Below are 11604 nucleotides of genomic sequence, written 5' to 3'. Positions count from 1 at the left end.
ATGCCTATCTGGCAGGCGCCGGCGAGGCAGGTCCCGCTATCGTGTCCGTCTATGAAGCTGAGTACGCGCGTATTACTGGCGAATAAGATCAAGGGGCCGGCCTGACGGCCGGCCCTCTCCAGAGGAGTGACGATGCGCCAGCTTGGGACACTATTGGAAAAGATTGAGGAATTGCTGCTCGCCACCATCATGCTGGGCATGGTGGCGCTTTATGCGAGCTCCATTGTGATCCGCGAAGTGGTGCCGACGCTGTCCCGCAACGTAGCCTGGGTCGATGAGGCAACGCGCTATCTCATGGTCTGGATGGTATTCCTGGCCCTGGGCATCGCACTGCAGCGTGGTCGCCAGATTGCCATGACAAGTTTTATTGAGCCGCTTCCTGAAGCAATCCGCATCTTGATCGGCCGCGTCATCGATCTGGTTGGACTTATTTTTTGCCTTTACATCGCCTGGGTAGGCGCGAGCATGGTGGGCAAGGTTGCTGCCAGCGGGCAGCACAGTCCAACGTTGGGGATTTCAGCTGCCTGGCTCTACATGGCTCTACCCGTTGGATTTCTTCTGCTGGCGTTACGCTATGGCCTGAGCCTAGTCGGCGCTTTTGACCGACGCGTCGTTACCGAAAACAGCGAGCTGCCGCAGTGATCATTTTTGCCTTGTTTATCGGCGCCATGCTGATGCTATTTTTCGGCTTTGAAATGCTGCTGGTTCTCGGATTACCCGGCATCGCCACCAAGTTGATCTTTTTCGGTAATCTGCCCGACATCATCTTTGGTCAAAAGATCGTAGGCGGAATCAACCACACCACCCTGATGGCCATTCCGTTTTTCGTGCTGGCTGCTGAACTAATGGCGCGGGGCAATATCGCCCGTCAGCTGACCGAACTGGTCAAGGTCATGATTGGGCACCACCGCGGTGGGCTGGGGCTAACGACCGTTGTCGCCTCGGCCGCCTTTGGCTCGGTATCGGGGTCTGCCCCGGCCACCGTGGCAGCCCTGGGTCGTATTCTCTATCCCGAGATGAAGCGCGACGGTTACCGCGATACCATGGCGCTTGGCCTGCTGGTGTCCTCTGCCGAGGTCGCCCTGCTGATCCCGCCCTCCATCACGCTGATTATCTACGCCTGGCTTACCGGGACCTCGGTGGCCTCACTGTTTGCTGCCGGGCTGGTCGTCGGTCTGTTTTTGGCTTTCGCCTTCGCGGTTTATGTCGTCATTGACGCCTATCGAAATGGTCGCGAAGCTCGGCCACCCATGCCCTGGCCCAAACGAATTCAGGTGATCGGTCGCAGCGCCTGGGCTCTGGGTCTGCCGGTGGTGCTGCTTGGCGGCATCTATGGCGGCTTTTTCACGCCCACGGAAGCTGCCGCGATGAGCGTGGTTTACGCCTTGCTGGTTGAACTGGTGATCTATCGCGAACTGACGTTCGCCGACATCCGAAGGATCGCCACCAGTGCGGCAATCACGACCGCGACCATCTTCGTGCTGTTGGCGATGGGCAGCATCGTGGCCTACTTCATCACCCTGGCGCAGTTGCCCGCGGCCGTCATCGAGTTTTTGCACTATATCGACGCGAACTGGATCGTCTTCCTGCTGATCGTCAATCTGCTGTTTCTGGTCGCCGGCATGTTTGTGGATCCCAACTCTACGCTGCTGATCTTGGTGCCTGCGCTTTATCCGGTAGCCTTGACCTACGGCATTGATCCGATCCACTTCGGCATCATCGTATGCCTCAATACCTGCATCGGGATGATCACGCCGCCGTTCGGACTGGATATTTTCGTGGCGTCATCAACGCTGAACGAGCCAGTCGCCAAGATCATCAGCGGGGTTTGGCCGTTCATTGCGGTCAATCTGATCACCCTTGCCGTGGTGACCTACCTACCGGATCTGTCCATGTTCCTGCCCAGACTTCTCGCAGAGTAATAAAAAAGACGGCCAAGCTGGCCGCCTTATAATCATGCTACTCATGCAGTTGGCGGGGAGAAGTCCGAGATACCACCGTGCGCCGCCGACCATTTGGCCGGATCATTGAGGAAACTTTCGACCTCACCCAGGGTGCGTTCGTCGAAATGCTGCATTTCCTTGGCGGCGTCGAGCACATCCCACCAGGTAGCCAGATAGTGCAGCTCCACACCCAGTTCTTCCATCAGGCCCTGGCTGTTGGGAAAAATGTCGTAATAGAACACCACGAAGCAATGATCGACCTTGGCGCCTGCCTTGCGCAGGGCATCGGCAAACAACACCTTTGATCGCCCATCGGTCGCCAGATCTTCGACGAGCAGGGTCCGCGCGCCCTCGACGACTTCGCCCTCGATCTGCGCGTTCCGGCCAAATCCCTTGGCCTTCTTGCGTACATACTGCATCGGCAGCATCAGCTTGTCCGATATCCAGGCGGCGAAGGGAATGCCCGCTGTTTCGCCGCCAGTGACCATGTCGATCGATTCAAAACCGATCTCTGTGGTGATGGTCTGGGCGGCAAAGTCCATGAGCTTGGAGCGCAGACGCGGGTAGGAAATCAGCTTGCGGCAATCGACATAGACCGGGCTGGCCCATCCTGAGGTGAAGACATAGGGCTGGTCGGCATTGAAATGGATTGCCTTAATCTCCAGCATCATCCTTGCGGTCTGGCGGGCGATCGCCTTTTTTTCGGGGGTGGTGTGTGATCTGCTCACGGTGAGTTCCTCTCCAACGGGCCAACAGATGGTCGCGCCAAATCGTCACCGCAGGAAATCCCTGACAGTGCCGCTAGGTGAACATGACGTGCAACCGTCTCGCTATACCTGCTGGCGCAAAGTCCAGTCAACAGAACCGCCGCCAAACAGCGGCACTATTTCATCGTTCTCTACAGACAGTGACGGCTCGACCGCGTGCAGCTGGCGGACATAGGTGACCTGCCGCTCGGCGGGGGCAAATCCATAAAACGCCGGACCGTTGAGCGCGGCAAACGCTTCGAACTTGTCCAGGGCGGCTTCTTGATCAAATACGCTCAGATATGCTTGGACGGCGACCGGTGCACTGAAGACACCCGCACAACCGCAAGCTGCTTCCTTGAGCTCACGCATATGCGGCGCGGTATCGGTGCCCAGGAAGAAATTGGGCAGCCCGCTGGTCGCTGCTGCGCGCAGTGCCGATTGGTGGTGCTGTCGCTTCAGGATAGGCAGGCAATAAAGGTGTGGTCGCAGACCGCCCTCAAACAGGGCATTGCGGTTGTAGAGCAGGTGCTGCGGCGTAATCGTTGCCGCAACCCGCGAACCGTAGCGGGTTGCAAACGCAGCGCCTTCGCTTGTGGTGATGTGTTCGAGGACCAGGCGGAGGGTGGGGTGGCGCTCAAGCAGCGGTGCGAGCACCTCGTCGAGGAAACACTGCTCGCGGTCAAAGATGTCGACATCGTGCCGTACCAGTTCGCCATGGGTAAGCAGCGGCATTCCCGCATCCGCCATGGCCACGAACACCGGATCAAGCGCGGCAATGCTGGTGACCCCAAACTGCGCGTTCGTGGTCGCATGCGCCGGATAGAGCTTGGCCGCTGCAAAAATGCCGTCGCGATAACCCGCCAGCAGGTCGGCGACATCGGTTTGATCGGTGAGATAGCAGGTCATCATTGGCGTGAAGTCCAGACCATCTGGAACCGCGGCAAGGATGCGCTGGCGATAGGCTTGCGCCATCGCCGCGGTCGTCACCGGCGGAGACAGGTTGGGCATGACGATGGCTCTTGCGAACTGGCGGGCAGTAAAGGGCACTACCGCATCGAGTATTGCCCCATCCCGGAAATGCACATGCAGGTCGACCGGTCGGCGAAAAGTAATCGATTCCATTCTCAGTTTCCTGCCGTCGCTGCGGCATGGAGGATGTCCACGCCCTTGAGGAAGTCGTCGATTTCCATGGCTTCGTGCGGATTATGCGAACCGTTGCGATTGCGCACGAAAACCATGCCGGATGGAATTCCGGCATTGGCGAAGACGGCCGCATCATGGCCCGCGCCGCTAGGCAGCACTTCGAAGGGAATGTCCAGGTTTCGCGCCGCCGATTCCAGTGCCTCGATCATTTCTGGTGCCATCCGAGCCGGTTCGGCCAGAACCACCGGGTCAAATTCAAACGACACCCGCCGTAGTTCGGCAACCTTTTGACACTCATCCTGGAACACGACGTAAAAATCATCCAGGGTGTCCTGGCTCTGGCTTCGCACCTCAAAACTGAAGGCCAGCACCCCAGGAATTCTGCTTATCGCGTGATCGGCTGGATCGGTACCGACAATGCCGCAGGTCACCACCAGGTCCGTGCCACGCTCAAGCAGGGTCTGCCAATGGTCGTCCAACCGCGACACCAGATCGGCGAAGGCGAACACCGGGTCATGTCTGAGCCAGCGCGGGATTGCGCCGGAATGGCCCGCCTCCCCCCTGCAGACCACCCTGCGGTGGCGTAGATTGCCCCGGATGCCGCTGACGACTGCGGCGGGAAAATCATGCGCCACCATCACCGGCCCCTGTTCGATATGCAGCTCGAGGTATCCCAGGGCGCGTTCAGGCGAGAAAAATACCTGCCGTGCAAGCACGCCGGCAACATCGATCCCAAGGTCGGCCATGGCTTCTTGCAGCATCTTTCCGGTACCGCGCGAGCGTGCGAGGAGATCATCCTCTCCGATCAGCCCGAACAGCCCACGCGATCCGATGTTGGCGCGGCCGTAAAACGCACTTTCTTCCCCACGCAACATGATCACCCTCACCGGCACGCTCAGCGATCGACCCGAACGCAGGATGCGGATCAGGCAGATGAGCCCAGCGACGATGCCTGCCGCGCCATCAAAATTGCCACCCCGGGGCACTGAGTCAGCGTGGCTGCCGATATAGAGCGCGGGTGAAAGACCATCGTCGTCGGGCAGCCGCACGACCAGATTGGCGAGCTGGTCAGCTTCTATTTCAAGCCCCGCTGCCTTGGCGGCATTGGTGAATATCTCTAGCGCCGTATTTTCACCTTCGGCATAGCATTCACGGGTAATGCCGATACCATCGCCGGTTGCGGCGGCCAGTGCATCGAATAGTTCATGAGCCAGAGAGGCTGAGTCAAAATCGTGGTGCTGGGTCAAAGCGCTACATCCATCTCATCGACGCGCATTTGGCCATCGCTGATTGCGCCGATGAGGTCTGTGACGCGGTCAAATCCCTTACGCCGGCAATAGGCTTCCAAGCCTACCATGACATCGGTGAGGGCGTGTGGCTTGACGAATGATGCCGTCCCCACCTGCACCGCGCTCGCCCCTGCTAGCATATACTCGACGGCGTCATCGGCACTGGCGATGCCGCCGCAGCCAATGATCGGAATGCGCGCCGCCTGCGCGCATTGATAGGTCATTCGCACGATGATGGGCTTGACCGCCTGGCCGGACATGCCGCCCATGATATTGCCCAGCGTTGGCCGCAACGTCTCGATATCAATCGACATCGCAAGGATTGTATTGGCGACGACCAAGGCATCAGCGCCTGCATTTTCCGCCGCGCGCGCCACAGCGGAGACGTCGCCGGTGTTCGGCGTAAGCTTGACCCAAAGCGGCAATGCCGTGGCAGCACGGAGGGCTTCGACGACGCGCGCCGTGGAGTCCGCCGTCATCGCGAAGGCGCGGCCGTCCTCTTCAATATTGGGACAGGAGATATTGGCCTCGATGGCGGCTATGCCCGGCTGGTTTAGCTGTTTGGCCACACTCGCGAAGTCTTCCACAGTCGGGGCCGAAATAGAGACGACCAAAGGGCTCCCGTACTGGCGATAAAAGGGCAAGGCCTCGGCAATGAAATGATCGATGCCCTTGGACGGAATACCGATCGAGTTCAGCATGCCATTGCTGAGCTCGGACACGCGCGGCACGGGATTGCCGCTGCGAAGTTCTGCTGTAATGGTCTTGGTGACCATCGCGCCAAGGCTGTTGTAATCGACAACACCGGCCAGACCTTCGCCAAATGTTCCGGACGCTGGCATGACCGGGTTGGCAAGCGTCAGCCCGCCAATGGTAACCGACATATCTACCATGAAACGGCCTCCGCTAGATCGAATACCGGACCATCCCAGCAGACGCGGCGACTGATGGTTTCGCCCTCGACGTTGAAATTGCGTACACAGGAAAAGCACATGCCGACGCCGCATGCCATCTGCTGCTCCATTGCAACCTGGCCCGGTATTTTCAGCTCTTTGCCAAGCCTTTGCATTGCCAGCATCAGCCGGTTGGAGCCGCAGGTGAAGAATGCGTCGGCCAGTCCGGCTTGGGCATAACCACGCAGCAGGGCCTCGACGGTCTCCACGCCGCTGGTGCCCTCACTATCCAGCATTACTTCAATTCGGGCACCGATGGCTTCAAAGCGATCAAGCGACAGCAACTGCTCGCGGCCGCGCGCGCTGATAACGGCCGAAACGCCAACGCCCGATGCCGCGGCAAGTTCGGCCAAAGGGGCCAGAGTTGCCAGGCCAACGCCTCGCCCCAGAATGACAATGTTGCGCCACTCGGGGCGAAGTTCGAAACCCTTACCCAGCGGCCCCAGCAAACGGGTATGCATGCCCGGTTCCAAGGTTGCCAGGCCGCGCGTCCCGGCGCCCGCCACCTTATAGAGAAAGTCGAGTTCTCCTGAGGCGGGGTCCGCTCGATAGGTGCTCATGGGACGGCGGAGGTATGGACGATCATCTCCCACAACGGGACATTCGATATTGAAGAATTGGCCGGCGCGTGCTGCGGCGGCGAGGCTGGGCACGAAGAAGCGAATCCGCTTGTATTCACCGCTCACCCAGTCATTGACGATCACCTCCGCCACGACATCATCGTACGGGGCCGCCAGTGGGGTCTGGTGCATAATTAGTGCCTCAGCGTGCGCTGTTGTAGCTAGTCTCATTTTTGAGACAGTCTCAGGCCGCAATGGCATTGTCAACGGTTTGCTGCGGTTAGGCCTGCCGCGCGTCCAGCATGCGTCGCAGGATATAAGCCCCGTCACTGCCCTTGTGGGCGGTTTCCCACTGCGTCTGCAGGGTGCGCTCGAAGTGCCGCACTGCATCAGGCGCCGACGTCACCAAAGCAATGCCTGAAGTGACATTGGGCTGGTCGCCGAGCCTATATGGGCTCAAGCTGACAGAGGACATGGTGGCCCGTTCGTAAACCTGAAATGTCTGGGATGGCGGTTGGCCATCAACGACGCCGACCTGAGTACCGATCGGTTGGCGCAGCATCAGGTCATGGAGGCGCTCGACTTCGTGCCTGGCGGCCTGGCGCCGCTCTTGTTGTATTTTGTCGGGTAGATCAAATCTGCCGATCAGCCCCAGTCGGAGAAAACGCTCTATGTCTTGCGAACCGACCAGACTGACCACGGGCACCCTGCGTCGACTGGCGGTGGCGCGGCGCTCTTCCAGCAGGCTTACAATGGCGCCGATAAAGTCAATGTGCCGCGGTCGATCAGTTGCTGCTTCGGGAATGGCTTCAATCAGCATGATGCGCAGGTACTTCATATAGTCGTCTGACATGATCAGCCACGACATGGGCGAGAAATTGCCCAAGAGCTGGATCGAGTCTTCCTCAAGCTGGCGCATGCGTTCGAAAAAGGCGATGGCATTGTCGTAATACTCTACACCAACGCCAAGCATGGAGGGGAGCGAAACGTCGAGCAGTTTGGACAAAGCACTCAGGATCTGAATTTTGACTATCTCGCCCTTTTCGAGCCGATAAACTGCCGCCCGCGAAATGCCCAGTTCCTGAGCCACGTCCTCTGCTGTCAGGCTGCGGCCCAGGCGATATGCACGCAGCCGTTGCCCCACTTCTTCAAATTCACTGAGCATATTCTACCCTTGCGTGCCGTCCAATTATTGATACCATCCGCGTTTGCATCGTCGCCATAGGCCCGGTGTGCCATTCTGGAGGGTTTTTATGGAAGAGTTGTCCATTTGGTTGGAAGAACAAAGCGGTGGTGTCCGGACCTACCTTGAATTCCAGCAGAAGGTGTCCGTGCTATTGAAAACCGACGCCGCCAATAGTGCACTTTATGCACTGATGGGCGCAATTGCCCAACGATTTTACCAGAAGTATGACGGTGAGCCACTCCCCGTAGACGCCGCAAACGGGGCGCTTTCGGAACTGCGTTCTATCGTGGCCAATGCTAGCAGCTCGATGCAGGCCGATGCGCAGCATCAGCTCGCCTTGCTCAACGAGCTGGCAGGACTTGAGCTGTCGGCGCGTCGCATTTCTTCAGCACATTAGTAACTCGACATATCGAACACGATTGGAAATGGTCATCTTGTCGAGCGGACCGGCTTCCACTCGTTGGGAACGAAATCTTTCTAACTCAGCAGTGAGAACTCGACCCGAAAGCACCCGGTCTCAATATTGGAAGCACCAGCGGCTTCCATGCCGCTAGCGGCAATTTGTTCCGCCGCTGCCGTGACCGTTGAACGAGAGGTGCCCTCGATCATTACGATCCAATCGGGCACACCGACGTCGCGGCCCTTGCGCTCGGTAGTTGTGTGTGAAGATGCCTCTTGATCGGCAATGCAAAGGCTGACACCCGTGATTCCCATCATTGCTGGGAGCTCAGACATTTTGCGCAACAGGTAGTTTTGGAAGCTGTCGGAGTGCTTCTGGGGTATGTCGAAGCGCATGGTAATGAGCCAAGCTCCTTCTCCATAACCGTGCTGCCAGACGACTTTACACACCCCACGTTGGGCGTTGAGAAACTGCGAGGTCGTGCGCAGGGTCCACTCGGTTGGATTGTTGAGGCGGGCAAGGTATTCATCGCCGACCAGCAGTTCCGCATTTTCGGCTTCGTAAAGCGTGAAATACTGTGAAGCGCCAGCCTCAGCCCGGAAGCGTCGACCTCTCAAGAAGCCTGCGATTCTCAGTCGCTCCGGCATATGCTCCCTTACATGCCACTCCAGAAAATTATCGTGCCCATCCGGCTTTACGTCGTTCCATATAGCGACGATGGCTTTTCCAAGTAGGGTCATGGCGATTAGTCCGTTTTATCGTTGCGCGATCCCCCGATAATTCTAACGCGCCAAATAAGGTCAGCGAACCGGGATTGAGATAAAGAGCAAATAGGTGGGAAGAGCAAAGGGGACTTTCGAAGACTCAAAATCATTCGTTAGCGGCGGCAGTTTCGCGGGCGCCAGAATAGTCACAGGGTATGGCCTATATGAAGCCCTTCATTTTGCCGAGCAAGAGTTCGCGACAAACCACTCCCATCGTGGGGGACACACGCCGCAAAATCTGATGTCCGCTATTAAGTGAAAACGTGTGGTGTCGTAATGACCAATTTGGGGTCGACGAACTAACCCGCTGCGCGGGAGGGTGTGCGGGGTGAGGTAGCGGCCAAGCACCTGTCATCACGGCTCGATTGAGCATCGCCGGGTTTGGGCGTTCCATTTTGGCTCCTTTCATTCAGGAGCCAAGCAATGACCACGATCCTTCCCGATACCCCTGTCAGCCCGCTGCGCCAGAAGCTGATCGACGATATGAACATGCGCCGCTTCTCGATAGCGACGCAGCGCAACTACATCCGCGATGTGGGACGCTTCGCCTCGTTTCTGCGGCGATCGCCGGACACGGCGACCACCGAGGATGTACGCCAGTTCCAACTCGCCCAGAGCGAGGCCGATGTTCCCGTGCCAACCATGAACAGCGTGTGTGAATAGGCGCTTGGTTTGGGCGCCGATCGGCATGGTAAGTCATTGAAATCTCAATCACGGGCGGGGCCACATGATGGCGCCGAATTACACGTGCCCACGATCGAGGGTCGTGACATGGGTGCCGCCCACGAAAATCTCGAGACGATCATCATACAGGCGGACGCGCAGCCGGTGCCCGATCAGCCGCGAAGGGACGGTGTAGAATACTTTGCGCAGGGTGAAGCCGCCAGAGGACGTGACCCGTACGGTGACCTGTTCGTAATCGCTGCTGCGGCGGTCGGGCAGATCCTGGAGCTGGGCGCGTTCGGCATCGATGCGCTTGCCATTGCGGGCATTGTGCCGGCTGACGATCTCGTCGATGAAGCGGCGATAGGCCAAAAGATCGGCGAAACCGGTTGATCCCCGCAACAGCAGGGCATCGGCGATGGCGCGCTTGAGATGACCGTGCGGACCTTCAATCGAGCCGTTCTCATGGGCGATCCCGGCGTTATTGCGGGTCGGGGTCATGCCGTAATGGACACACAACTCCTCATAGCGTTGCGTCAGATCCTGGCGCGCCGGACCACCCAGGTTCCGGAAGGCGGCGGACAGGCTGTCGCTGCGATGTTCGCGCGGGACAACGCCGAGCGACCACAGCGCATTCTGCAATCCCTGAGCCAGTGCGACGAAGCTCTCGCCACCGAGCACCACGTGGGCATGTTCGAACCCCGAATATGCGAGCCGGAAATGATAGAGCCGGTGGGCCAGCGCTTGGCCGCCCACGCGGATACCGATCTTACACATATCGGTGAAATCGGACAGGCCGAGTTGGCCAGGCTGGTGGACTTGCCGGAAGATCACCTTCTGATCCAGGCCGTGGATGGCCCGCCATGAGCGAATGCGGCGCTCCAGCGTTCGGCGTATCCCGCCGCCCAGGTCGGGATGCCGCCGGACCATCTCCTCAAAAATGGCGACGGCACGAATGCCCGGTGAAGCCTGCAGCAGTGGAACCACTTCGGCATCGAAAATGCTCGCTAGCGGATCAGGCCGACGTCGCTCGCGTTGCGTCTGCTTGCCCGATGGCAATCTGGGATCCTTCTCGATGCGGTAAGCCGTAGCTGGGCTGATCGATGCCTTAGCGGCGGCGATCGCCGTGGGGTGGGACTGTCTGAGCTTCATGTAGAGCCTCATCTGGTGATCGGTTACGTGGCGGCCAGGCACAAACAGGTTCCTCCATGCAGGACGAACCCAATCCATACCCGTCAACCGCGATCACCAGAAACCAGCCCGAAGGCCGTATGAGCCAAACTCTCTCATCTTGATTGACGCTGAACTCGCATTGCCTCGCCTGATTTGTTCCTGATGATTGTGTGATTGCATCATTAGAAATGTTCCCGGAGCAATGGCTGTCGGGGGCGGGTATGAGGCGGATCAGCATGGGAACGAGAGACGAACTTCTGCAGGCCTTAGCGGAGCGATACCAGGCGGCCATCCGAGCCGAAAAGGGTCGGATCCTGACGGAGTTCGCGGAGATTTCCGGGTATCACCGCAAACACGCCGAACGGCTGCTGCGGCGCGGCTGTGTCGTGGATCGGTCCCGGTCCCGGCCCGAACGCCGCATCTATGACGAAGCGGTGCGCGAGGCTCTGGTTGTGCTCTGGGAAGCAAGCGACCGGATCTGCGGGAAGCGGCTGAAGCCACTCATCCCGCTGCTGATCCCGGCGATGGAACGACATGGCCATCTCGCGCTGGACGAAAAGGTGCGCATCCGGCTGCTTGGGATCAGCCCGGCCACGATCGACCGGGCGCTGGCGCCGGTCCGGACTGGCGCTTCAGGCGGTCGGCGTCGGCGCAACGCCCATTCCTCGGCTGTGCGGCGCAGCGTGCCGATCCGCACCTATGCGGACTGGAACGACCCTGTTCCAGGATACATGGAAGCCGATCTTGTGGCGCACAGCGGCCCGTCGGCAAGCGGCAGCTT

Annotated in this window: 11 protein-coding genes and 2 pseudogenes; 5 read left to right on the top strand and 8 right to left on the bottom strand. The window is 59.1% G+C overall.

Going from position 1 to position 11604, the window contains the following annotated elements:
- Window positions 1-132: 132 nt before the first annotated feature.
- Window positions 133-642 (top strand): TRAP transporter small permease, encoded by a 510-nt coding sequence (locus Q8O80_RS14190; protein WP_305580332.1) that lies wholly within the window; start codon window positions 133-135, stop codon window positions 640-642.
- Window positions 639-1922, top strand: coding sequence for a TRAP transporter large permease (locus tag Q8O80_RS14185; protein ID WP_305580330.1), 1284 nt, complete (start codon window positions 639-641; stop codon window positions 1920-1922). Before Q8O80_RS14190 ends, Q8O80_RS14185 begins: the two co-directional genes overlap by 4 nt.
- Before the next feature lie 41 nt (window positions 1923-1963).
- Here the strand turns inward: Q8O80_RS14185 and Q8O80_RS14180 are convergent, their stop codons facing one another.
- From Q8O80_RS14180 to Q8O80_RS14155, 6 genes are all read right to left on the bottom strand, one after another.
- Window positions 1964-2671, bottom strand: coding sequence for an orotate phosphoribosyltransferase (locus tag Q8O80_RS14180; RefSeq protein WP_305580328.1), 708 nt, complete (start codon window positions 2669-2671; stop codon window positions 1964-1966).
- 102 nt (window positions 2672-2773) lie between these two features.
- Window positions 2774-3814, bottom strand: coding sequence for a dihydroorotase (pyrC, locus tag Q8O80_RS14175; RefSeq protein WP_305580326.1), 1041 nt, complete (start codon window positions 3812-3814; stop codon window positions 2774-2776).
- A gap of 2 nt (window positions 3815-3816) precedes the next feature.
- A complete protein-coding gene (locus tag Q8O80_RS14170; protein ID WP_305580324.1) occupies window positions 3817-5082 on the bottom strand; it encodes a Zn-dependent hydrolase in 1266 nt (421 codons plus the stop codon).
- Window positions 5079-6008 (bottom strand): dihydroorotate dehydrogenase, encoded by a 930-nt coding sequence (locus Q8O80_RS14165; RefSeq protein WP_305580334.1) that lies wholly within the window; start codon window positions 6006-6008, stop codon window positions 5079-5081. The genes Q8O80_RS14170 and Q8O80_RS14165 overlap by 4 nt, the downstream gene beginning before the upstream one ends.
- A gap of 2 nt (window positions 6009-6010) precedes the next feature.
- Complete coding sequence (locus Q8O80_RS14160) at window positions 6011-6790, bottom strand: dihydroorotate dehydrogenase electron transfer subunit (protein ID WP_305580322.1); 780 nt, start codon at window positions 6788-6790, stop codon at window positions 6011-6013.
- 127 nt (window positions 6791-6917) lie between these two features.
- Window positions 6918-7802, bottom strand: a complete 885-nt coding sequence (locus Q8O80_RS14155; RefSeq protein ID WP_305580320.1) for a helix-turn-helix domain-containing protein — start codon at window positions 7800-7802, stop codon at window positions 6918-6920.
- A gap of 88 nt (window positions 7803-7890) precedes the next feature.
- Between Q8O80_RS14155 and Q8O80_RS14150 the strand changes: the two genes are divergently transcribed.
- Window positions 7891-8220: a hypothetical protein gene (locus tag Q8O80_RS14150; RefSeq protein WP_305580318.1), complete on the top strand. Its 330-nt coding sequence runs from the start codon at window positions 7891-7893 to the stop codon at window positions 8218-8220.
- An 80-nt stretch (window positions 8221-8300) separates the two neighbouring features.
- Here the strand turns inward: Q8O80_RS14150 and Q8O80_RS14145 are convergent, their stop codons facing one another.
- A complete protein-coding gene (locus tag Q8O80_RS14145; protein WP_305580317.1) occupies window positions 8301-8963 on the bottom strand; it encodes a DUF4286 family protein in 663 nt (220 codons plus the stop codon).
- Window positions 8964-9410: 447 nt separating this feature from the next.
- On the opposite strand from Q8O80_RS14145, the gene Q8O80_RS14140 reads away from it, so the two are divergent.
- On the top strand, window positions 9411-9650 hold the full coding sequence (locus Q8O80_RS14140) for a phage integrase N-terminal SAM-like domain-containing protein (protein ID WP_305580315.1): 240 nt from the start codon (window positions 9411-9413) through the stop codon (window positions 9648-9650).
- An 87-nt stretch (window positions 9651-9737) separates the two neighbouring features.
- Here Q8O80_RS14140 and istA read toward each other — a convergent pair.
- A pseudogene (gene istA / locus Q8O80_RS14135) lies at window positions 9738-10814 on the bottom strand (IS21 family transposase); the annotation flags it as partial.
- Between the two features lie 230 nt (window positions 10815-11044).
- Here istA and Q8O80_RS14130 point away from each other — a divergent pair.
- Window positions 11045-11604 (top strand): annotated as a pseudogene (locus Q8O80_RS14130) (transposase); the annotation flags it as partial.

It is taken from the genome of Devosia sp., from assembly GCF_030689745.1.
GTDB lineage: Bacteria > Pseudomonadota > Alphaproteobacteria > Rhizobiales > Devosiaceae > Devosia > Devosia alba.
This window is presented reverse-complemented; position numbering and strand designations above follow the sequence as displayed.

Coding starts and splice junctions, on each gene's coding strand:
- Q8O80_RS14190 (WP_305580332.1), top strand. CDS start 133: ATGCGCCAGCTTGGGACACTATTGGAAAAGATTGAGGAATTGCTGCTC.
- pyrC (WP_305580326.1), bottom strand. CDS start 3,814: ATGGAATCGATTACTTTTCGCCGACCGGTCGACCTGCATGTGCATTTC.
- Q8O80_RS14165 (WP_305580334.1), bottom strand. CDS start 6,008: ATGTCGGTTACCATTGGCGGGCTGACGCTTGCCAACCCGGTCATGCCA.
- Q8O80_RS14155 (WP_305580320.1), bottom strand. CDS start 7,802: ATGCTCAGTGAATTTGAAGAAGTGGGGCAACGGCTGCGTGCATATCGC.
- Q8O80_RS14150 (WP_305580318.1), top strand. CDS start 7,891: ATGGAAGAGTTGTCCATTTGGTTGGAAGAACAAAGCGGTGGTGTCCGG.
- Q8O80_RS14145 (WP_305580317.1), bottom strand. CDS start 8,963: ATGACCCTACTTGGAAAAGCCATCGTCGCTATATGGAACGACGTAAAG.
- Q8O80_RS14140 (WP_305580315.1), top strand. CDS start 9,411: ATGACCACGATCCTTCCCGATACCCCTGTCAGCCCGCTGCGCCAGAAG.